The organism is Roseibium sediminicola (assembly GCF_023156505.1).
GTDB lineage: Bacteria > Pseudomonadota > Alphaproteobacteria > Rhizobiales > Stappiaceae > Roseibium > Roseibium sediminicola.
The window spans coordinates 18,172-39,234 of record NZ_JALNMJ010000032.1; the positions used below are offsets into that span (position 1 = coordinate 18,172).

Genomic DNA, 21,063 nt, shown 5'->3' on the forward strand with positions numbered 1-21,063 from the left:
GATCTCGCTGATCGGGATTTGCTGCGACCGCCAACAACACAGCGTCATCCTGAGGGTGTGGCTGCGTCAGTTGTATGAGATCACTCTGACGGTAGTGGGGACTGGACTTGCCGCCAGGCCAGTTGGACACAGCGCCTCTATCCAGCAACTCCCACGCTCTCGTTACGGGAATCTCAAGGATTTCCGGCGATCCTCGCTTCGGTTTTTCCGAGGGGACATCATGGCCAAGCCGACACTGCACGATTTCATTGAGACAAAGATTTCCGGCGAACATGTCAGCGAGGACGATGTCGTGACGCTGCGCCGCTACGTCTATGGCGACATGGTGGTGTCGCTGGAAGAGGGGGCGGCGCTGTTCCGTCTGAACAGCGCGGATCTCACCTTTGCGCCGGACTGGTACGAGCTGTTTCCCGAAGCCATCGGCGACATCCTGGTTCATCAGGCGCGGCCACAGGGCTATGTTTCCGATGAAAATGCCAGCTGGCTGATCGAACAGGTCGGGCTGGACGGCCGGGTCTGTTCGCGGACCGAGCTGGAGGCCGTGCTGCACGTCCTGGAGAAAGCCCGGAAGGCACCGGAACACCTCGAGCAATTCGCCCTGCGCACCGTCGCTGACTCCGTCATATCGGGCACCGGTGCGACACGGTCGGGCGCCGACCTCGTTCCCGGCGTGATCGCCGACGGCGAGGTCGAACTTCTGCGCCGGGTGCTCTATGCCGGAGCGGGCTGCAGCGGCATGGCGATTTCCCGTGCGGAAGCGGAGATCCTGTTCGATCTCAATGACGCCACGGTGGAATCGGAAAACGCCCCGGCCTGGTTGGAGCTCTTTGCCAAGGCGGTTGCCAATCATGTCATGGCCCTGTCCGGGTTCGCCCCGCCATCCCGCGAAGTGGCGCTGGCGCGAGAGGACTGGCTGAACGCACCGGGCGGCTTCGAGGGCGGCCTCAGCGGGTTCTTCAAGAAGATGATCGGTGGCGGCATCAGCGGTGTCCGGGACGCCTATTCCGACCAGCCCGACCCGTTTGCCGAGCGCGGCGCCGCGATGGCGGCGGAGATTTCGGTCAATGAAGTGGTCACGGAAGGCGAGGCGGGCTGGCTGGTCGAGCGCATCGGCCGGGATGGCGTTCTTCATGAGAACGAAAAGGCGCTGTTGCGCTTCATCCGCGAGGAAAGCCCGAACATTCACCCGGATCTGCGTCCCTTGATGGAAAAACTGGACTAGGCTTGACCGGCCAGCACGTCCGTTTTCCCTGTCGAAATGCACAAAATCTGCACGAGTGCTGACAAAGCCCTGCAAGCCACTGGGGCAAAAAGGGTGCATGACCCAGTTGCATCCCCATATCAGATTGATCCGAGGACCTGTTTCCTCCGGTAGCAGGCCCTGTCCCAAGGCTCAAACACGTCGATGGCGCGGGGCACCTGTCCCGCTCCCCGAGGCGGACCAGGCACAGGATAGCCACCTCGACCGGCGCCTGCCCAGAAGCCTGCGCCGGGACGGGTGGTGGCTGGAAAGCTGATCCGCCGTCGGGTATTGCTATCGGTCCCGCGGCGCGGGAGAAATTCAGGAAGACCGCCTTGCAAGACAAAACCATTCTTGTTGTCGACGACGATCCGCATATCCGGGACGTGATCTGCTTTGCCCTGCAAAAAGCATCCTACCGCTCCGAAGTCGCCGCCGACGGCAAGGAAGCGATCGACAAGGTGGTGCTGTGCAATCCGGCGCTGATTGTGCTCGATATCGGCCTGCCGGAAATGGACGGGCTCGATGTCTGCCGTCACCTGCGCCGGACGACCGACGTGCCGATCCTGTTCCTGTCCGCCCGCGACGACGAGATCGACCGGATCGTCGGGCTGGAACTCGGCGCGGACGACTATGTCACCAAACCGTTCAGCCCGCGGGAGCTGATTGCCCGGGTCGGTGCCATTCTCAAGCGCTATGGCGCGACGGTGACGGAGGTGCCGGAAGAAGATCCGGTGCTGCAGCACGGTTCCCTCAGCCTGAACAAGGCGCAGCGGCAGGTGCTTGCGGGCAAGGCGCCGGTCTCCCTGACGGCCATCGAGTTCGACATTCTGGCGGCGCTGCTGGCGCGGCCGAAGATCGTCTTCACAAGGGATCAGATCCTGCAGCAGGCTTACCGGGACAATATCCACGTCTCGGACCGGACCATTGACAGCCACATCCGCAACATCCGCGCCAAGCTCGGCGGGGCGGGCTGCGGCGATGCCATCGAGACCGTGCACGGGGTCGGGTTCCGGCTCGGCCCCTGCCAGGCGGGAGGCGGCTGACCGGCATATGATCCTCAGCCGCGCCTTTCGTGACAGATGGCGGCCGCCGCTCTTCCTGGTGGTGGCGGCGGTGCTTGGCATCATGCTGCTGGTGCCGCTGGCCGGCATTGCCTTTTTCCGGGTCTATGAAAACCAGCTGATCGAGACCACCGAGTCCGAACTGATTGCCCAGTCGGCGGCGATCGCGGCGGCAAGTGCGCAAAGGCTGCAGGATCTCGGTGGGACCGAGTTGCCGCTCGGCGAGGCCGTTTCCAGTGCGCCCGCCGGATCTTACCGCGGCGGGCTGGTGGTGCAGTATCTCTCCGGCGGCTGGTCGCCGGTGCTGACGCGGCTCGATCTCAACAAGACGCCGATCCTGCCGGGCCGGCCGGAGGCCGCGCCCACAACGGCAACCGTCCACCCGGTTTACGCCGAAATGGGACGGCATCTGACCCCGATCCTGAAGGATACTCAGAAATTGACGCTGGCCGGGTTCCGGCTCCTGGATTTCAACGGCACGGTGATTGCCGGCCGGGGCGAGCTCGGCCTGTCCCTGGCACATGTCGAGGAAGTGCGGCATGCGCTTTCCGGGCACTATGCCAGCGCCTTGCGTGAGCGGATCGTCGACAACCCGCAGCCGATCTATTCGATCAGCCGGGGCACGAGTGTGCGCGTCTTCGTCGCAATGCCGGTGATCGTCAACAATCGGGTCGCGGGCGTCGTCTATGCCTCGCGCACGCCGAGCAACATCCTGAAGGAGCTGTTCTTGAAACGTGAGGCGGTGTTCTGGCTGGCCGCCTTCACGCTTGGAGCGACCTTCATTGTCGGCTTGATCTTCGTGCGTGCCATTTCCGGGCCGATCCGGGCGCTGACACGGCGCTCGCTCAGGATCGGTGCCGGCGACCGCGAGGCGCTGCAGCCATTGGCCATTCACGGCAATCGGGAGATCCACGCCCTGTCGGAGAGCATGCTGGACATGTCGCGCAAGCTGTTCGACCGCAACGACTACATCTCCACCTTCGCCAATCACGTCACCCACGAGCTGAAATCCCCGCTGACGGCCATCCAGGGCGCGGCCGAGCTGCTGCAGGACGGCGGCGACGGGTTGAGTTCCGGTGAGCGGGAGAAATTCCTGGACAACATCCTGCGCGACACCAATCGAGCGACACTGCTCTTAAACCGCCTGCGCGACCTTGCCAGGGCAGACAGCGTCGAGATCGGCGGCCACTGCCGGCTGGGCGATGTTGTCGCCGGCATTCGCGGCCGCGTTCAAGGCGTGACTATTGACCTTGCCGAGGATGCCGACCTGCCGATGTCGGCCGAAAACGCCCGGATCGTGTTTGAGAACCTGATCGACAATTCCCGCAAGCACGGCGCCGACCGGGTCAAGATTGCCGTTGAAGCGGAAGACAAGGCGCTCAAGTTGCTTGTCCGAGACAATGGCGAAGGCATTTCCGCCGGCAATGCGGAGCAGGTCTTCGACCTCTTCTTCACCACCCGCCGCGACAAGGGCGGCACGGGCATGGGGCTCGGTATCGTCCAGGCGCTGTTGAAGGCGCATGGGGCGGGGATCCACCTCGTCCCCCGAAACGCACAAGGCGCGTGTTTCGAACTGACCTTTCCAGGCGGCTCGGGCGGGCTCAAATCGTCCAACGTGCGCTGAATTCTGCCGCCAGGTGATCGATCAATGCGCGCAGGCGCCGCGTGAGATGCCGGTTGGGCGGGTAGAGCGCGTGGACGCCGTAAGTGTCGGTCGAATAATCCGGCAGGACCCGTTCCAGCCGGCCTTCCGACAGCGCGGCCTCGACCGGGTAGAGTGGTGACATGGCAATGCCGAGGCCTCCGATTGTCATCTGCGCAAGAGCGCCGGGAGAATTGGAGGTCACGGCGCCGTGCAGGCGCAGGATGTGGTCCTTGCCGTTCCTGTAAAAGCGCCAGGTGTTGGGTTCCTGTTGGTTGGAGTTGACCAGGCAGGTGTGGGTGGCAAGCGTTTCGGGGCTCCGCGGCCGGCCGTGACGGTTCAGATAATCCGGCGAGGCGGTTAGCACCAGCGGCATGTCGGCAAGTTTCCGGGAAATCAGCGAGGAGTCCCGGAGCGCACCGATGCGAATGGCGAGATCAAGTCCTTCCTCGACCACGGCCACACGCGTATCCGTCAGTTTCATATCCAGTTCGACACCGGGATGGGCCTGCAGGAACGGGATCAGGGCCTCCGTCAGCTTCGTGCTGCCGAAGCCGGTCGGGGCGGTCAGGCGGATCGGTCCGGCAAGGGCTCCCTGACGCTCGCGCACCAGATCGTCCAACTCGTCCATCTGGTCCAGGATCGGCCGGCAGCGTTCCAGATAGGCTGCGCCGACATCGGTCAGGGAGACGCTGCGCGTGGTGCGGTTGAACAGCTGGGTGCGCAGCTGCGCTTCCAGATGCTGAACATATTTGCTGACCAGCTTGGTCGACAGGCCGAGCCGGCGCCCGGCCCCAGTAAAGGACTGGTCCTGGGCCACAGCCACAAAGGCGCGCATGGTTTCGATCTTGTCCAAGGCAGGGCTCCGGTCCGGTGGAGGTAACGCAAATCGTTTTATCTTCGATTCGTACATAATCATTGAATGAAATCGAGGATTATTTCCGAATTGGGCGGAGAGCATATTGCGGTCAGCGGAGGCCAGCAGAGCAAACGGTCACCGCGAAGATTTCAGAAAACGGAGACCGCCATGTCCAATGCCATTCGCATTCACACCTTTCCGCTGTCCGGTCATTGCCATCGGATCGAACTCTTCGCCGCCCTTGCCGGGCTCAATCATGAACTGATCACTGTGGATCTCGCCGCGGGTGAGCACAAGCAGCAGCCGTTCCTGTCGCTCAACCCAGCCGGCAAGGTACCGGTGATCCAGGATGGTGATTTTGTGCTGGCCGATTCCAACGCCATTCTGGTCTATCTCGCCCGCAAATATGCGCCGGACTGGTTGCCGGTGGATCCGGCCTCAGAGGCGCAGGTGCAGCGGTTCCTGTCGCTGGCCGCCAACGAAATCGCCAACGGTCCGGCCGCCGCGCGGCTGGTGACGGTCTTTGGAGCGCCGCTCGATGCCGACAAGGCGAAAGGCATAGCGGCCTATGTTTTCGATCTGCTTGAAGGATTGCTGGACGGCCGGGAGTGGCTGGTCGGCAATCGTCCGAGTATCGCCGATGTCGCGATCTACAGCTACACCGCCCATGCGCCGGAAGGGAATGTCTCGCTCGAGCCCTATCCCAACATCCGGGCCTACCTGAAACGCGTCGAAGCCCTGCCGGGCTTCAAAGCCATGCCGGCGACCCCTGTCGGGCTCGCCGCCTAAGTGCCTGCTTCGGACGGATGTCTTCTCAAGGCATCCGTCCGGACCCTACCCATCAGCCTTGCGAGGATTGGACATGTTCGACCAGGACCAGACTCGAACGCCGACTGAGGACCTGTCGCCCTTTCACGAAGGGGAGCAGCATGTCCAGGAGAAGCTCGGCGACAGCGACGTGCAACGCTGGGCGCGCGGTGCCATAAGACACTTCATGCCCGATCAGCACAGGCAGTTCTTTGAAGAGCAGCCATTTCTGGTCGTCTCCGGCCGGGACGGCGGGGGACGTCCCTGGGCAACGCTGCTGGAAGGCGGGCCCGGTTTTGTCCGTTCTCCGGAAGCCGCGTCGCTCGAGATTGCCGCTCTGCCGGTGGCCGGCGATGCCCTGGAGAACGCACTGACGGCCGGTGCGGATATCGGCCTCATCGGCATCGAGCTGGCGACCCGCCGCCGGAACCGGGCCAATGGCATCGTCGCCAGCGCCGATGGCGGTGGATTGAAGTTCGCGCTCAGTCAATCCTTCGGCAATTGCCCGCAATATATCCGTGCCCGCAAAACCTGGTGGTCGCCCGAGAGACCCGAAGGCAAGGCGGTCAAGGGAACGCGGCTGTCGGCTGTGCAGCGCAGCTGGATCGGGAGTGCCGACACGTTTTTCATCGCCTCGGGTTATCGCGGCGTAGGCGACAATCCGGCCTTTGGCATGGATGTCTCCCACAAGGGCGGCGAACCGGGTTTCGTCGAGGTTCTGGACGAGAAGACCCTGCGCTTTCCCGACTATGCCGGCAACAAGTTCTACAACACGCTCGGAAACATCCTGAACGATCCGCGCGCCGGGCTGCTCTTTGTCGACTTTGCCTCCGGCAACCTGTTGCAGCTGACAGGCCGGGCCAGTGTCGACTGGGACTCAGACGCTGTTGCAAATGTTCCGGGCGCGCGTCAGCTGGTGACGCTGGAGATCGACGCGGTCGTCGAACTCTCAAATGTTCTGCGTCTGCGCTGGCAGGAGGAAGCGGATACGGCCCGCGACCTCAGGCTGGTTCAAAAGACCCGTGAAAGCGCCGATGTGACATCCTTTGTCTTCGGCTCCCGGGACGGAGGTCCGCTGCCATCGTTTGAGGCGGGGCAGCACCTGACCATCGAACTGCATTTGGCGGGCGGTCTTGGCAAGGTCCAGCGCAGCTATTCGTTGTCGGGGGCTCCGCAGGACGGTCACTACCGGATCTCGGTCAAGCGCGAGCCGCAGGGCCTTGTCTCCCGCATTCTGCATGACGTGCTGGAGGTGGGCGCGGTGATTGGAAGTTCAAAGCCCGCCGGGGACTTCGTTGTGCCGGACGACGCCGCGCCCCTGGTGCTGGTGGGCGCGGGCATCGGAGTCACACCGCTGATCAGCATGCTGCATCAGCTCGCAGCAAGAGGGGATAGACGCCCTGTCTGGTTCGTTCATGGTGTCCGGGACGGCGCGCATCACCCTTTCCGGGGGGAAGCGGCGCGCCTGGCAGAGGCTCTGCCGAACGTCCGGCACCACGCGGTCTACAGCCGGCCGACGGCGGAAGATGCCGAGGCAGGCCGGTACGACACGCAGGGCAGGATTTCGGGAGCGTTTCTCACCAAACTCGTAGATCGCTCAGACGCCCGTTACCTGCTTTGCGGCCCGGCGGCGTTTCTGACCGAGGTGACGGCGGATCTGCAGCGGCACGGCGTGCCGGAGGACAGGATTGCGTTCGAGACGTTTTGAGGGGGCAATTCTCCCAAAAAGCTGTCAGATCGAAATTCCGTTCGCGCCACACACTCAGGTGTCACCCCAGGCGAGCAACGCGAGACCCGGGGCCTACTCAATTCCAGAGAATTGATTTGATGCAGCCAGCTTCGGTGCGACGACCGCCAGCTTCGACAAGCTGAGCTGCGAGTGGGCCCCGGATCCGCGCTGCGGTTGTCCGGGGTGACACCTAGGTTTGAGGCCCGTTCAGGATATTGAACTTGGGTAGCGCTCGAAACGCCCCATCACTCTTCCGGTGCGAAGTCGATGTGTATGTGATTGCCGTCCGGGTCCCAGACATTGATCGAGACCGTACCGACACCCGGCTGGACCGAGCGGCGGAAGTTTTCGCCGCGATCCTTCAGCCTCGCCTCGAAGGTTTCCGCGCCTGTGGCGGTGAAGGCGAAATGTTCCAGCTTCAGACGCTCCTCCGAGCCGACGGCGGGATCGCCGTCAATGCCGACCAGATGGATGGCGGCGGCATCGCCTGCATAGAGCCAGGCACCGGGGAAGGGGAAGTCGGGCCGGGGACCGGGTTTCATGCCCAGAATGTCCGCGTACCAGGCGATCATCGGGTCGAGCTGCGTGGTGCGCAGGTTGACGTGGTCCAGCTTGCCGATCTTCATGTTGCGGTCTTTCCTTAATGGCTTTCGGAGGCAGGGTCTTCCGGCCGGAGCCTGTATTGCAAGATCTTTCTTCACCGGAAAAGCGAATGGGTCCGGCGGTAAGGGCGTCTGAACGGGCCGGGGTGACACCTCCTTGTTTACCCAAGCAAAAAAACTCCCGGCAAGGGGAAATTTCCTCTTGCGCCGGGGGGCAAACAGGCGCATATACGCGCTGCCCAAATTCGCACGTGCCCGTGGTCGTTCATGGGTGTCTCACAAGGCACACCTTAAGGGGCAGCAGCCAATTACACCGCCAAGGGGCGGGCTGCATGTCCGTACGGCTTAAAGCAACGACGTAAGAGGGCTTTTTTGGTCTCTGCCGGGGTATCCAACCTCCGGCGTCACTGAAGAGGCACTTGTTACATCCTTGCCCGACGTGCGGCTCGGTTTCTCCGATCCAATCAACGGCATCCCGACGCGGGAACGCTTTGCGCTGATCATCAGCCGCATTGCCTAACCGTCGCTGCGGTCAATCCGGCCTCCGGTTCCATCCCGGGGGAGGCCCGGTGCGTCCCGCAGCATCCTGCGACGTGAACTGCAGCACGCCAACCCGATTTGATGCGTGTCTGCGGGCTGATTTGAGATAGAGGATCCCCCCAATGAGCGACCGTATCCGTGACTTCCTCCGCCGCCGGGATGCAGATGGCCCTTGTGTCGTTGTTGATCTCGACATCGTGCGCGACAATTTCGAAGCCTTCGCCAAGTCCCTGCCGGACACCTCCGTCTATTACGCCGTGAAAGCCAATCCGGCGCCGGAAATCCTGTCGCTCTTGGAAAGCCTAGGTTCCTCCTTCGACTGTGCCTCCGTCGGCGAAATCGAAATGGTGCTGGCCACCGGTGCCACCGCCGACCGCATTTCCTACGGCAACACCATCAAGAAGGAGAAGGACATTGCGCGCGCCTATCAATATGGCATCCGCCTCTTCGCCGTCGACTGTGTCGAAGAAGTCGAAAAAATCGCCCGCGTCGCTCCCGGCTCGAAAGTCTTCTGCCGCGTCTTGTGCGACGGTGCCGGCGCCGAATGGCCGCTCTCACGCAAATTCGGCTGCGACCCGGACATGGCGCCCGACGTCCTTGAGCACGCCCACCGCCTCGGCCTCGTCGCCTATGGCGTCTCCTTCCATGTCGGCTCCCAGCAAGCCAACCTCTCGGCCTGGGATTTCGCTCTCGCCATGGCGGCAGGCGTCTTCAAGGAAATGGCGCTGCGCGGCATCGAATTGAAAATGGTCAACATGGGTGGCGGTTTCCCGACCCGTTACCTCAAGGACATCCCGGGCGTGCCGAGCTATGGCGAAGCGATCTTCCATGCGCTGACCAAGCATTTCGGCAACCGCCTGCCGTCCACCATCATCGAGCCGGGCCGCGGCATGGTCGGCAATGCCGGCATGATCGAAGCCGAGGTTGTGCTGATCTCCAAGAAATCCGACAAGGACGAGATCCGCTGGGTCTATCTCGACATCGGCATGTTCAACGGCTTGGCCGAGACCATGGACGAGGCAATCCGCTACCCGATCCGCACCCTGCGCGACGGCGAACGGACCACCCCTTGCGTGCTCGCCGGCCCGACCTGCGACAGCGTCGACGTGCTTTACGAAAAGACCCCCTATGAGCTGCCCGTGTCGTTGTCCATCGGCGACAAGGTGCTGATCGAGGCCTGCGGCGCCTACACCACGACCTATTCCACCGTCGGCTTCAACGGCTTCGCGCCGCTGGCGTCCCACGTCATCTAAGGCAAAAGCCATGATCGACATTGTCGACGAGGCACCGGTTCATGTCGGTGCCCGTGAGGCGCTGCTCGACCTGAGTTTCGGCGAGGAGCGGTTCACGAAAACCTCCGAACGCCTGCGCGAAGGGCGTCTTCCGGTGTTTGCGTTTGCGGCGCTGGACGAATCTGGCAAGCTGGTCGGAACGGTAAGGCTCTGGTCTGTGGCGGACCGCAACGGCTTTCAGAGCCTGTTGCTCGGACCCCTTGCCGTCGACCCGGCTTGCCGGGGAAGCAAGGTCGGCGACCGGTTGATGCGTCATGCGCTCAACCAGGCCGCCCTGCACGGCCATGGATCGGTGATCCTGGTTGGCGATCTGCCCTATTACGCCCGCTTCGGGTTTGAAGCAGGGCTTCTGGACGATGTTTCGCTGCCGGGCCCGGTTGCCTATGAGCGGTTCCTCGCGGTTGAATTCGCGCCCGGTCATGTGGCCGGTCTGGACGGTGTGCTTTCCGCCGCCGGCCTAATGGATCTTGCTGCGCCCGCTGCAACGTCCGAAGATCTCTTCGCTGTATCGAAGCTCGCTTAACTTGATGCTTTGAAGGATGGCGGTGTTTTTTCACCGCCATCTCTTGTGTTTTTACATCTGAGCCTGTTCCTTTTCCTCGCGCATAAAAATCACGCAAGACTTGAATTTCCTGCTGAAACACGTCACACCTTTAGAAAAGCGCAATAAGTGCGTCTTTTTTGTTGAAGGATCTTCGTTATAGGCCGGACCCGTTTCAGCGACGCGGGCGGCGAAAACGGAAACGATTGGAGTAAAGACAAATGACCGACGACAGCAACGGCGGCGCGCCGAAACAGGCGGCGAAGAAACCGGCCCGCAAACCGGCCGCGACCCGCAAGCCGGCGGCCAAGGCCACGGCGGCGAAAGCTGCGGCCTCCAAGCCCGCTGCGGCCAAACCGGGCAACTCCAGATCCACTTCCACCAAGACGGCCGCCTCCAAGGCCACTTCGGCGAAAACCGCGGCAGCCAAGCCGGCCGCGAAAGCGGCTGCCGGAAAATCAACTGCAGCCAGGAAACCGGCAGCGGCCAAGACCACTGCCGCGAAGCCGGCTGCAAAGGCTGCCGCGCGCCAGGCGGCGGCCAAGGCTCCGGCTGCTGCCAAGACGAACGCTGCAAAATCTGCCGCCGCCAAAAAGCCGGCTGCCCGGAAACCTGCCGCCGCGAAACCGGCGGCAGCCAAGCCCGCTGCCGCGAAGTCGGCGGCGCCGGCCAAGGCCCCGGCACGCAAGCCTGCGGCCAGAAAAGCGGTCGCCAGGAAGGCGCCGGTACAAAAGCAAGCCCCGAAGGCAGCCGCCGTAAAGAGCGCGATCCACGGCACCATCACCGGTCCTGTGGTGATGATCGGCCTCGGATCCATCGGAAAGGGCACGCTGCCGCTGATCGAGCGCCATTTCGCGTTCGACAAGTCGCGCTTCACCGTGATCGATCCGGTCGATACCGATGCCAAGCTGGTCACTGATCGTGGCTACAAGTTCCAGAAAGTCGCGCTGACGCCAGAGAACTACAAGGACGTGCTTACGCCGCTTTTGAGCGAAGGCGAGGGCCAGGGCTTTGTCGTCAACCTCTCGGTCGATACCTCTTCGCTTGACCTGATGAAGCTCTGCCGCAAGCTCGGTGTGCTTTACATCGACACGGTCGTTGAGCCGTGGCCAGGCTTCTATTTCGATGACAAGGCCACGGCTGCCGACCGCACCAACTATGCGCTGCGCGAAACCGTGCGCAAGGAGAAGGCCAGGAAACCGGGCGGCACCACGGCGGTGTCCTGCTGCGGCGCCAATCCGGGCATGGTGTCCTGGTTCGTCAAGCAGGCACTGGTGGACATTGCCACGGACACCGGGATCAAGTTCAAGGAGCCGAAGTCCCGCAAGGACTGGGCCAAGCTGATGAAGAAGGCCGGCGTCAAGGGCATCCACATCGCCGAGCGCGACACCCAGCGGGCCAAGGAACCGAAACCGGCGGGCGAGTTCTGGAACACCTGGTCCGTTGAGGGCTTTCTCTCCGAGGGCTTTCAGCCGGCGGAGCTCGGTTGGGGCACACATGAGACCTGGAAACCTTCCAACGCCAAGAAGCACAAGAAGGGCTGCAAGGCAGCGATCTATCTGGAACAGCCCGGTGCCAATACGCGTGTGAGGACCTGGTGCCCGACGCCCGGCGCGCAATACGGTTTCCTTGTGACCCATAACGAGGCGATTTCCATCGCCGACTTCTTCACCGTTGGCGAGGGCAACAAGGTCAGTTACCGGCCCACCTGCCACTACGCCTATCATCCGGCCAATGTCGCGGTTCTTTCCCTGCACGAGCTGTTCGGTTCTGCGGGGAAAATCCAGGACACGTTGCATGTTCTTGAAGAAAACGAGCTTCAGGACGGCATCGACGAGCTGGGTGTGCTGCTCTACGGCCACAAGAAGAACGCCTATTGGTACGGCTCGCAGCTGTCGGTCGAGGAAACCCGCAAGCTGGCGCCCTATCAGAACGCCACCGGTCTGCAGGTTACTTCCGCTGTCATCGCCGGCATGGTCTGGGCACTGGAAAATCCGGAAGCCGGCATCGTCGAGACCGACGAAATGGACTACAAGCGCTGTCTGGAAATCCAACGGCCCTATCTCGGTCCGGTCAAGGGCTATTACACTGACTGGACCCCGCTGGAAGGCCGCCCGGGTTTCTACAAGGAAGACATCGACACCAAGGATCCCTGGCAGTTCCGGAATATTCTGGTGCGGTAGCTATACATTTCCGGATCCAACGCCGCTGTGGTCGCAGCGGCGTTATTGATCGCAACGACCTTCAGCGCGCCGGACGGAGCCCGGCCATCCAGCGCGTGCGCACAAAATTGGAGACAGCGTAGGCACCGATGCCTGCGGCTGCCACGGCGAGGAGCCCGATGAGCAATTCCACATAGGTCGAAAACGGCAATCGAAACGCCGTCAGGAATATCTCAAGGTAGCTTGCAGTAAAGGCGACAAACAGACAGCCCGAGACGATGAATGCCGGACCGTCTCCCGAGAAACGGCTCCGGCGCCGTTTTGACTGGAAATACTCCGACGAGAGAAAGTAGCCCAGGACGACCAGGAAGAAGGCGACGGTCGAGAGCGCAAACAGCCCCGTGTCCAGCAGAGGCGTCGAGCCGGCTGCGGTGGTGGCCAAGTCGAATTGTTTCATGTTTTTCATCTCACAGCATGCTGATATGAAAGGCTGCTGTCCGGCAAGTCACCGGAACAAAACCTGTTCACCAGCTGCGTTGCTGGAGATGGGAATGGATTGATCCATTGTCCAGTGGCCGCAGAAAGTTTTTTTGCTGCGGCCAAACGTGTGTTCCCCATTGAGCTGGTAAGGGGGTGCCTAAGAAGAGCAACCCTTTCCTACCAGCCGAACTGAAACGTCGTTCCGGTCTGACCGTAGCCGTTCTGAACCACATGGCCCTGCGTGTTCCTGCCGAACTGAAACAGGCCGTAGGCGTGGTTGTCGCCATGCTGCTGAAGGGTTCCGTTGTGACCGTTGCCCTCCTGCACGACGATGCCATGATTGCCGAAGCCGTTTTGCAAGAGACCCGCTGCATTGCCGAAGCCGTTCTGCTTGATACCTCCCTGCTTGCTCATTTCGTTGGCGACGCCGGCGGCGATCAGTCCCGCGCGCATCAGCTGTTCCTGCTCGTGGTTCTGAGGGTTCAAGGTGATTGAGAACGAACCGCCGGCAAGGGCTGGCGTTGCCGACAGACCACTGATCAGGATGACGGCCAGAGAGAGCGATTTGACGGTTTGGGTCATTGAAATACTCCGTATTTGAACTCAATCAGATGCTGTTGCCGATGCGTTTGCTGCAGGAATGGGTCTTGCCGGCAAGCGAGATCTCCAGATCGGCGTCATAAACACCTGTGTTGAAGAGGCGAACTGTCCCTGTTTGGGCTTCTCCGCCGGGGCCGATCTGAAATGCGCCGCCCTGGCTGGTGTTGGTGCTGTTGCGGCCGTCCCCGCCCCTGAGCGTGAGTCTGTACTGACCGGTCTCGCCCTCGGTGCCTTTGGCAATTCCGGTCAGCATGAGGGCGCCTGCACTTGAGCGGGTTTCGATTGTACAGCCCGTCTGATATCCGGTTTCCTTGGCGATTGTGCTGGATTCGGCCTGGCAGGCGGCCCCGACTGCGGCCACGACCGCCAAAAGACCAAGTTTTGCAAAATTACGCATCTTTCGTTCTCCTCAAGTCCCTCCGGTGGCTTTGTGGCAGCCACCGAAGACGCGGGAATGGAAAATTAGATTGGCTCAGGGGCAGGTCTGGACAAAAGCTGCGACATTGCCGGAGCCGGCCTGGTTGACCGAGGCACCGCAGCCATGGCCGACCTGGACACCAGCGGCAATGTTGCCGTTGCCGTCCTGGGTCATGATTGCGTTGTGATCGGTGCCGAACTGGCCCACACCCGCCGAATTGCCGAAGCCGTTCTGCCAGGTGTCTGCAAAGTGATGCGCGCCGGTCTGGCCGATCGCTGCCGTGTTGCCATTGCCGAACTGGCGGCTGAGGCCTTCATTATGATGACCGTCCTGGAAGACACCGATCAGGTTGTTGAAACCGTTTTGCGTTCCGCCGGTGACATGCCCGAAACCGAATTGCTGGATGTTGATGCCGTTTGCACTGGCGGGCAGGGCAGCCGTTGAGAAGGTGAGGGCGGTGGTGGCGGTGATGATCAGCTTGCGAAACATTTTCGACGAACTCCTGTCTGGGCGGCTGAGCCGGTGTTATTGAAGACAGGAGGATGCTATCCGGCAGGTGCAGAACTCACGCTGAATGTCATATTCAGGTGCTGTTCATCGTGTCGGGGCGGTCTGGAAAACGCTCGAAAATCTCTTATTTTGAGCGCGTTTGAACAGGTACATGAAAGCCTGTTTCCAACTGAAGGGGATGGTCCGATTACCGAATTCGAGAAAGAATCCCGCAGGCGGCGCCTGCGTCTTGTTGTCATCGCTTATCCCTTTGCACTGACCCTGATCGCCCTTGGGATGAACGCGTTGCTGTTCGGCATTTCCCCGTTGGTCATGACTTTGCCCGCAAAGGAAGTTCTCGCGGTCCTGGCGGTGTCGGCCGCCCTGCTTTTGATCAATCATTCGTGGCTGATGACGGCGACGGAGCTGGCCAGAAGCCGCTATGGCCTGCATGCGACACCCGAAGAATGGGCGGCAGCAAAGGCAGACCGGTCGATGGCTCCAGCGGAAGGACTGGTGGAGGTAGAGCGCTGCCAGAATGCCCACCGGAACACGACCGAGAATACGGTCTATTTTGTTTTCTTGGCGGTGTTGATGGCTCTCGGCTCGCCAGCTTATCCGGCAGTCATTGCATGGATCGGCGGGTATGGATTGGCCCGGCTTGGCTACACCTATGGCTATCTTTCCGGCTGGTCCGCTCTGCGCGGCTTGTTCATGAGTCTTGGGCTGCTCAGCCTCTATGGCATGGCCAGTTATCTTTTACTCGCGCTGTTCTTCTGATTCTGGTCTTCCGATGCCCCTAGGGCACCGCCCAGTGTCCAAGACCTGTCTGCGGAAAAAGGAGTGGCGGCATATCAATTCGGCTTCAAGGCACGGGCGATGGAGCTCAAGCAAGAAGACGGACAACGCTCAGCGCCTCGGTCTTGCCCTTGACGGTGTGAGGCCCGATCGGCTGGCATTCGATCGTGTCATCGAGGTTTTGCGCGATTTCGTTGGAGGCCAGGATGATGACCTCGGCGCTGTCGTCGATTTCCTTGCCGAGGCTTTCCAGGCGGGAGGCAACATTCACCGTGTCGCCGATCACCGTGTAATTGACCCGTTCCGGAGCGCCGATGTCGCCGACCACAAGCGGTCCCATATGGAGGCCGATGCGGATGCGGACCGGGGCCTTGCCCTGCGCGGTGCGCTTCTGGTTGTCGGCGTGGATGGCACGGGCCATGGCGAGCGCGGCTCTTGCGGCCGGTTCGGCCGGATTGGCGAGACGGTCCGGCGCGCCCCAGAAGGCCATCACGCTGTCGCCGATATATTTGTCGATCGTGCCGCCTTCGCGGGTTATTTCCGCGCCGAGCAGCGACAGGTGATGGTTGACGAAGGCGGCGGTCTCCGATGCGGACAGGCCTTCGGAAACAGACGTGAAACCGGCGATGTCGGTGAACAGAACGGCGACTTTCCGTTCTTCCGGAGGGGCGTCGGCGCGGCCTTCGCGCAGCAACTTGCGGACAAGGGTCTTCGGCACATAGCGGCTGAAGGCGGCGAGGCCGCCGACCATTGAGTTAAACCCGCTGGCCAGATCGTCGAGTTCCCGGACAAAACTGCCGGGAAGCTGCTCCACGGTGTCCAGCTCGAGGTCTGCGACGGCGCGGGCGCCGACGGCAGCCCTCCGGATCGGCTGGCCGATGCGATGGGCCAGAAAACCCGCGCCGACCAGCGACAGGCCCAGCAGGGCGACCCCGATCAAAATGGCATCGGTCAACTGCTCAAAAGGCTGTTCCAGGACCTGCGCCGGAAAATGTGCCCCGAACGATATCGGCAAACCGGTCGGTCCGAGTTCCGGGCTCTGGATGACGACAAAACGCTTGTCGCCGGCGGTATCGTAGCCGGCGCGCAGTTCGTGTCCGTCGCGGATGCCATAACCGGTGGCATCGACGGCGACCGTTGATTTCAGGGTTTTCAGGAAGTCGTCAGGGACTTTTTCGAGCGCAATGAGCGGGGCGTTCGGGGCAAGCTCGCCGAACACTTCCGAAAGGGCGGGATGGGCAATCAGGCCGTAGGATTGCGGGTTGATCATGAAGACCCGGACAAGTTCGGTGGATATGTCCTTGGTGATCTCCGACAGCCGCTCCATGGACATGGCGACCAGCACCAGACCTTCATAGGCATTGCCGTCCTCTGACAGGATCGGCTGAACATGGGAGATATAGGTGTGCTGGCGCTGCGGATAGTAGGCCGGGCCGGTCCAGAACGGCCGGGTCTTGGCGGCGGATGAGGCGATCAGGCCCGCCAGGACATGCGTTTCGTCGGTGGTTGGCACAAATTGCGGAACGAGAATGCCGTCGCCGCGGCCGCGGTCGATCTGGATGAAATTGCCGTTCCGGTCGGCGACGATGACGAAAGAGACATGCTCCATGGCCGACAGGGTGCCGAAGAGATAATCCGCCATTTCCTGCGGCTTGCGCATCAGGATGTTGCCGGTCGTCAGCGCCAGCGTGGTGAAACGGCTGGCCTCCTCGACGGCCTTGATCTGCGCGGTGAAGGCCTGTTCCAGGGAGTGCATGCCGATATTGATCAGGGCGCCACCCAGCTGGCGGACAACCTTCTCCGATGTGGTCGCCTGCACGAGGAGTACCAATGCGGCGGTGGCAAAAACGAAGGTGCCGATCACGGTCGCAAGGGTGGGGGTGATGTGCAGGCGCCGGGTGCGGATCAAATGCTTGCCTTGGTGCAGAAGAATCGTCCGTCAATTCATACAGCGTCCCTTAGCCCGGAGCAAAGCCGGCAGTTTCCCTCAGAGCAGGCGGACCACCTCGACGGCCTCCGCCTTTCCCTTGACCTTGCGCAGGCCGATGGAGTGGCGGTCGATGCTGTCGCTCAACTTCACGTCGATGTCTCCCGAGGCCAGAATGATCACATCCGCGCTGTCGTCGATCTCCTTGCCGAGGCTCTCCAGACGTGAGGCCGCGTTCACAGTGTCGCCGATCACCGTGTAATTGACCCGTTCGGGAGCGCCGATGTCGCCGACCACAAGTGGGCCGAGATGCAGACCGATGCGGATGCGCACCGGCGGTTCGCCCCGCGCGGTGCGTTCTTCGTTGTCGGCGCGTATGGCCCTTGCCATGCCGAGCGCTGCCCGGGCGGCGGGTTCGGCCGGATTGTCCAGCCTTTCCGGCGCGCCCCAGAAGGCCATCACGCTGTCGCCGATATACTTGTCGATGGTTCCGCCTTCCTTGGTGATTTCGGCGCCGAGCAGGGAGAGGTGATGATTGACGAAGGCGGCCGTTTCGGTTGCGGACATGCCTTCCGAGGCGGAGGTGAACCCGGCAATGTCGGTGAACAGAACCGCGACCTCGCGTTCTTCCGGCGGCGCTTCCGCGCGGCCTTCTCTCAGGAGTTTTTGAACGAGTGTGGTCGGCACATAGCGGTTGAAGGCCTTCAGGCCGCTGACCATGGCATTGAAGCCCTTGGAGAGGTCGTCCAGCTCGCGGATCACGCTGGCGGGCAAAGGCTCCACGGCGGAGAGATTGAGGCTGGCAACTTCCTTCGCCGCTCCAGAGGCCCTTTGGACAGGCCGGGCGATGCGCTGTGCCAGCAGCACTGCGCCGATCAGGGACAGCAGCAGCAAACCGGCACCGACCGCGACGGCGACGAGCAGCTGCTCGAGCGGCTGGTCCAGGAACTGGGCCGGGAAATGGGTGCCAATGCGCACAGGCAACCCCAGAAGATCCACGTTTTTCTGCTCCAGGATGACGAAGCGTTTGACCCCGTTGCCGTCAAAGCCGACATGCAGGTCGAGGTCTTCGGAAATGTCGAAGGACGCATTGTCCAGTTTCGGCATATCCGCAAAGTTTTTCAGGAACGCATCGGGTACCCGTGCGATGTCGGGCAGGGGACTGTCCGCGCTGAGCTCATCGAACATCTTGTGCAGGTCCGGGTGGCCGACGATCTTGTGGCTGCCCTCCTGGACCAGGAACACGGTGATATCGTCCGTCGACGCGTGCCAGGTGATCTCCGAGACACGATCCAGCGACATGCCGATCAAGAGGCTTCCGCGATAGGTCTTGCCCTCAAAAAGCGGGCGGACATAGACATAGTAGGTGTGTTTTCGCCCGGGCATGTAGAAGGGAGCGCTCCAGAACGCTTCGCTGCGGGTTTTCGCCTCCTCCGTCAGAGGGACCAGGATCGGGACATCGGCGGCCAGATCGATGTCGCCACCGAGAAGGGTGCCGTCGGCATCGCCGCGGTCGACATCGACCCCGAGCCCCGTGTCATCCACCAGGACAAGGAAAGACACCTGTTCCATGGGAGCCAGCGCGCCGTAGAGATAGCTGATCAAAAGGTCCGGATCATCGAACCGCAACTCCTTGCGTTCGAAGGAAAGGCGGGTGAATTCGGCGGTTTCCGTGATCGGGTGAAGCTGTTCGACAAAGGAGGTTTGCGCCGAATCCATGCCGATGTCGACAAGGGTGCCGCCAAGTTCGCGCACCACGCTGGCCGAGGTTACAGCTTGAATGATCAGGATCGCCGCGGCCGTCACCAGGACAAAGGCACCGATCACGGAGGCCAGTGTCGGTGTGATGAAGAGTTTCCTGTGTGCTGCCAAGGGTCCCTCCCGCCTGCCGGATTTCGGGCTGTTCCTTGACCTCTAGCGGGTTCAGGCGGTTAGGAGAAGGGCAAACCGGTCCGGACCCAGTGGGTTTGAGGCCTCGCAAAGGAAAAAGACCCGCAGAGCGGCACTCTGCGGGTCTTGATGTCTGCCGAACAAAGACTGGCTTAGGACGGCTTTTCCGATGCGTCGAATCTGTGACCATAATCGACGGCAATCTCGTAGTCCGGGTCTTCCAGAACGGAGACTTCGACCAGATTGCCCGCCTTTGCCAGAAGCTTCTGGCAGTCCGGGGACAGGTGGCGCAGATGCAGGCGTTTGCCGGCGGCTTCGTATTTGGAGGCAAGCGCATCGATCGCTTCCAGGCCGGAATGGTCGACAACACGGCTGTCGATGAAGTCGACGACAATGTCGTCCGGGTCGCTTGCGGGATCGAACAGATCGACAAAGCCGGTGGTCGAGCCGAAGAACAATGGACCGGAGAGCCGGTAGACCTTCCAGCCTTCCTTGCTGGTGCCGATGCGTGCGCTGATGCGGCTGGCCGCGTTCCAGGCATAGGCCAGCGCCGAGATGATGACACCAACGACCACGGCGACCGCAAGGTCGGAATAGACGGTGACGCAGGTGACCACGACCATGACCAGGGCGTCGATCAGCGGGATCTTGTGCACGATCTTCAGGCTGGCCCAGGCGAAGGTACCGATGACGACCATGAACATCACGCCGACAAGGGCGGCGACCGGGATCTGCTCGATCAGCGGCGAGGCGATGACGATGAAGGAGAGCAGGAACAGCGCCGCAGCGATACCGGAAATGCGGGTGCGGGCGCCGGATTTCACGTTGATCATCGACTGGCCGATCATGGCGCAGCCGCCCATGCCGCCGAAGAAACCGGTGACCACGTTGGCTGTGCCCTGGGCGACACATTCCTTGGAGGCGCCACCTTTGGTGTTGGTCAGATCCGCCACCAGATTGAGCGTCAGCAGCGATTCAATCAGGCCGATGGCCGAGAGAATGATCGCGTAGGGGAGAATGATCTTCAGCGTTTCGAAGGTCAGCGGCACCATCGGAATGTGGAATTGGGGCAGGCCGCCCGAGATGGAGGCGAGGTCGCCGACGGAGCGGGTGTCCAGGTTGAAGCCGAGAACCAGGGCGGTGACCACGAGAATGCCGGCGAGCGGTGCCGGAAACGCCTTGGTCAGTTTCGGCAGGAACCAGATCACCGCCATGGTCAGGGCGACCAGGCCGAGCATCAGATAGAGCTGGGAGCCGCTCATCCAGGTCAGCCCGCCGGCGCTGTCCGGCACCTTGAACTGGCCCATCTGCGCCAGGAAGATCACGATGGCCAGGCCGTTGACGAACCCGAGCATCACCGGATGCGGCACCATGCGGATGAACTTGCCCCATCTGAGCAGGCCGACGCCGATCTGGATGATGCCCATCAGCACCACGGTTGCGAACAGGTATTCAACGCCGTGCTGGGCCACCAGGGACACCATCACCACGGCAAGGGCACCGGTCGCACCGGAGATCATGCCCGGCCGGCCGCCGATGCAGGCTGTGATCAGGCCGACAAAGAAGGCCGCGTAGAGGCCGACCAGCGGATTGACGCCGGCGACGAATGCAAACGCCACTGCCTCGGGAACGAGCGCCAGGGCGACGGTCAAACCGGCGAGAAGTTCGGTTTTGATGCGCGCGGCATCCATTTTTACAGGTTTGACAGGCGCAAGGCCCTCTGCGCGTGCTGACACAAGCTGCTCCAGGATTGTTGTGTGATTTTTAATGGTCAGCGCCAAATCTGCCCGAATCCGGCTCTTTGACCTAAATCAAGTTGGCTTCTTCTAATCGATTTTTTGCAATGCAGCAAGTTTGCGGGCGGGAGGCTGCCATGCAATCGCCTGACATCACTTTCATATCGGCGCGCGTGTTTTCCAATGCTGAAGTGCTATTTCTTCAAATAAAATTATAGGCTGTATTAAATTTCTGAGCGTATTTATG

General features: G+C 61.7%; 18 protein-coding genes. 9 read left to right on the plus strand and 9 right to left on the minus strand.

Going from position 1 to position 21,063, the window contains the following annotated elements; all coding sequences use genetic code 11:
- Positions 1-220 precede the first annotated feature (220 nt).
- From M0H32_RS26975 to M0H32_RS26985, 3 genes are all read left to right on the plus strand, one after another.
- The gene (locus M0H32_RS26975; protein ID WP_248159646.1) at positions 221-1,222 is read left to right on the plus strand and encodes a hypothetical protein; all 1,002 of its coding nucleotides are present in this window, start codon (positions 221-223) and stop codon (positions 1,220-1,222) included.
- A 353-nt stretch (positions 1,223-1,575) separates the two neighbouring features.
- Positions 1,576-2,286 carry a response regulator transcription factor gene (locus M0H32_RS26980; protein WP_248159647.1) on the plus strand — a complete coding sequence of 237 codons (711 nt, stop codon included), beginning with the start codon at positions 1,576-1,578 and terminating at the stop codon, positions 2,284-2,286.
- A gap of 7 nt (positions 2,287-2,293) precedes the next feature.
- Positions 2,294-3,928 (plus strand): sensor histidine kinase, encoded by a 1,635-nt coding sequence (locus tag M0H32_RS26985; RefSeq protein ID WP_248159649.1) that lies wholly within the window; start codon positions 2,294-2,296, stop codon positions 3,926-3,928.
- Here the strand turns inward: M0H32_RS26985 and M0H32_RS26990 are convergent.
- The gene (locus tag M0H32_RS26990; RefSeq protein ID WP_248159652.1) at positions 3,906-4,802 is read right to left on the minus strand and encodes a LysR family transcriptional regulator; all 897 of its coding nucleotides are present in this window, start codon (positions 4,800-4,802) and stop codon (positions 3,906-3,908) included. The two genes, M0H32_RS26985 and M0H32_RS26990, sit on opposite strands and share 23 nt — an antisense overlap.
- 171 nt (positions 4,803-4,973) lie before the next feature.
- Here M0H32_RS26990 and M0H32_RS26995 point away from each other — a divergent pair, with 171 nt between their 5' ends.
- Together M0H32_RS26995 and M0H32_RS27000 are read left to right on the plus strand one after the other, a co-directional pair.
- On the plus strand, positions 4,974-5,594 hold the full coding sequence (locus M0H32_RS26995; protein ID WP_248159654.1) for a glutathione S-transferase family protein: 621 nt from the start codon (positions 4,974-4,976) through the stop codon (positions 5,592-5,594).
- A gap of 73 nt (positions 5,595-5,667) precedes the next feature.
- A complete protein-coding gene (locus tag M0H32_RS27000; RefSeq protein WP_248159656.1) occupies positions 5,668-7,320 on the plus strand; it encodes an FAD-binding oxidoreductase in 1,653 nt (550 codons plus the stop codon).
- 266 nt (positions 7,321-7,586) lie between these two features.
- Here the strand turns inward: M0H32_RS27000 and M0H32_RS27005 are convergent, their stop codons facing one another.
- Positions 7,587-7,967: a VOC family protein gene (locus M0H32_RS27005; RefSeq protein WP_248159657.1), complete on the minus strand. Its 381-nt coding sequence runs from the start codon at positions 7,965-7,967 to the stop codon at positions 7,587-7,589.
- 638 nt (positions 7,968-8,605) lie between these two features.
- On the opposite strand from M0H32_RS27005, the gene M0H32_RS27010 reads away from it, so the two are divergent.
- The 3 genes from M0H32_RS27010 (at position 8,606) to M0H32_RS27020 (ending at position 12,499) form a co-directional block, all read left to right on the plus strand.
- A complete protein-coding gene (locus M0H32_RS27010; protein WP_282449583.1) occupies positions 8,606-9,736 on the plus strand; it encodes a type III PLP-dependent enzyme in 1,131 nt (376 codons plus the stop codon).
- Between the two features lie 10 nt (positions 9,737-9,746).
- Entirely contained in the window at positions 9,747-10,298 is a 552-nt protein-coding gene (locus M0H32_RS27015; protein ID WP_248159659.1) for a GNAT family N-acetyltransferase, read from the plus strand.
- An 815-nt stretch (positions 10,299-11,113) separates the two neighbouring features.
- The gene (locus M0H32_RS27020) at positions 11,114-12,499 is read left to right on the plus strand and encodes a homospermidine synthase (RefSeq protein WP_248159686.1); all 1,386 of its coding nucleotides are present in this window, start codon (positions 11,114-11,116) and stop codon (positions 12,497-12,499) included.
- A 61-nt stretch (positions 12,500-12,560) separates the two neighbouring features.
- Here M0H32_RS27020 and M0H32_RS27025 read toward each other — a convergent pair whose 3' ends face one another.
- From M0H32_RS27025 to M0H32_RS27040, 4 genes are all read right to left on the minus strand, one after another.
- On the minus strand, positions 12,561-12,935 hold the full coding sequence (locus M0H32_RS27025; RefSeq protein ID WP_248159661.1) for a hypothetical protein: 375 nt from the start codon (positions 12,933-12,935) through the stop codon (positions 12,561-12,563).
- Between the two features lie 200 nt (positions 12,936-13,135).
- The gene (locus M0H32_RS27030) at positions 13,136-13,540 is read right to left on the minus strand and encodes a curlin (RefSeq protein ID WP_248159662.1); all 405 of its coding nucleotides are present in this window, start codon (positions 13,538-13,540) and stop codon (positions 13,136-13,138) included.
- Positions 13,541-13,565: 25 nt separating this feature from the next.
- Positions 13,566-13,955 carry a curli-like amyloid fiber formation chaperone CsgH gene (gene csgH, locus M0H32_RS27035; protein ID WP_248159663.1) on the minus strand — a complete coding sequence of 130 codons (390 nt, stop codon included), beginning with the start codon at positions 13,953-13,955 and terminating at the stop codon, positions 13,566-13,568.
- A 75-nt stretch (positions 13,956-14,030) separates the two neighbouring features.
- Positions 14,031-14,465 (minus strand): curlin, encoded by a 435-nt coding sequence (locus M0H32_RS27040; RefSeq protein WP_248159664.1) that lies wholly within the window; start codon positions 14,463-14,465, stop codon positions 14,031-14,033.
- Positions 14,466-14,615: 150 nt separating this feature from the next.
- Here M0H32_RS27040 and M0H32_RS27045 point away from each other — a divergent pair, with 150 nt between their 5' ends.
- Positions 14,616-15,245 (plus strand): MAPEG family protein, encoded by a 630-nt coding sequence (locus tag M0H32_RS27045; RefSeq protein ID WP_248159665.1) that lies wholly within the window; start codon positions 14,616-14,618, stop codon positions 15,243-15,245.
- A 106-nt stretch (positions 15,246-15,351) separates the two neighbouring features.
- On the opposite strand, the gene M0H32_RS27050 is transcribed toward M0H32_RS27045, so the two are convergent.
- From M0H32_RS27050 to M0H32_RS27060, 3 genes are all read right to left on the minus strand, one after another.
- Positions 15,352-17,172, minus strand: coding sequence for an adenylate/guanylate cyclase domain-containing protein (locus tag M0H32_RS27050; protein ID WP_248159666.1), 1,821 nt, complete (start codon positions 17,170-17,172; stop codon positions 15,352-15,354).
- 78 nt (positions 17,173-17,250) lie between these two features.
- Positions 17,251-19,062 (minus strand): adenylate/guanylate cyclase domain-containing protein, encoded by a 1,812-nt coding sequence (locus M0H32_RS27055; RefSeq protein WP_248159667.1) that lies wholly within the window; start codon positions 19,060-19,062, stop codon positions 17,251-17,253.
- Positions 19,063-19,232: 170 nt separating this feature from the next.
- A complete protein-coding gene (locus tag M0H32_RS27060; RefSeq protein WP_248159688.1) occupies positions 19,233-20,771 on the minus strand; it encodes a SulP family inorganic anion transporter in 1,539 nt (512 codons plus the stop codon).
- Positions 20,772-21,063 lie beyond the last annotated feature (292 nt).

What these genes read in the sequence shown, in the direction of transcription:
- M0H32_RS26975 (WP_248159646.1), top strand. Translation starts at nt 221, where the DNA reads ATGGCCAAGCCGACACTGCACGATTTCATTGAGACAAAGATTTCCGGC.
- M0H32_RS26985 (WP_248159649.1), top strand. Translation starts at nt 2,294, where the DNA reads ATGATCCTCAGCCGCGCCTTTCGTGACAGATGGCGGCCGCCGCTCTTC.
- M0H32_RS26995 (WP_248159654.1), top strand. Translation starts at nt 4,974, where the DNA reads ATGTCCAATGCCATTCGCATTCACACCTTTCCGCTGTCCGGTCATTGC.
- M0H32_RS27000 (WP_248159656.1), top strand. Translation starts at nt 5,668, where the DNA reads ATGTTCGACCAGGACCAGACTCGAACGCCGACTGAGGACCTGTCGCCC.
- M0H32_RS27005 (WP_248159657.1), bottom strand. Translation starts at nt 7,967, where the DNA reads ATGAAGATCGGCAAGCTGGACCACGTCAACCTGCGCACCACGCAGCTC.
- M0H32_RS27010 (WP_282449583.1), top strand. Translation starts at nt 8,606, where the DNA reads ATGAGCGACCGTATCCGTGACTTCCTCCGCCGCCGGGATGCAGATGGC.
- M0H32_RS27015 (WP_248159659.1), top strand. Translation starts at nt 9,747, where the DNA reads ATGATCGACATTGTCGACGAGGCACCGGTTCATGTCGGTGCCCGTGAG.
- M0H32_RS27020 (WP_248159686.1), top strand. Translation starts at nt 11,114, where the DNA reads ATGATCGGCCTCGGATCCATCGGAAAGGGCACGCTGCCGCTGATCGAG.
- M0H32_RS27025 (WP_248159661.1), bottom strand. Translation starts at nt 12,935, where the DNA reads ATGAAACAATTCGACTTGGCCACCACCGCAGCCGGCTCGACGCCTCTG.
- M0H32_RS27030 (WP_248159662.1), bottom strand. Translation starts at nt 13,540, where the DNA reads ATGACCCAAACCGTCAAATCGCTCTCTCTGGCCGTCATCCTGATCAGT.
- csgH (WP_248159663.1), bottom strand. Translation starts at nt 13,955, where the DNA reads ATGCGTAATTTTGCAAAACTTGGTCTTTTGGCGGTCGTGGCCGCAGTC.
- M0H32_RS27040 (WP_248159664.1), bottom strand. Translation starts at nt 14,465, where the DNA reads ATGTTTCGCAAGCTGATCATCACCGCCACCACCGCCCTCACCTTCTCA.
- M0H32_RS27060 (WP_248159688.1), bottom strand. Translation starts at nt 20,771, where the DNA reads ATGGATGCCGCGCGCATCAAAACCGAACTTCTCGCCGGTTTGACCGTC.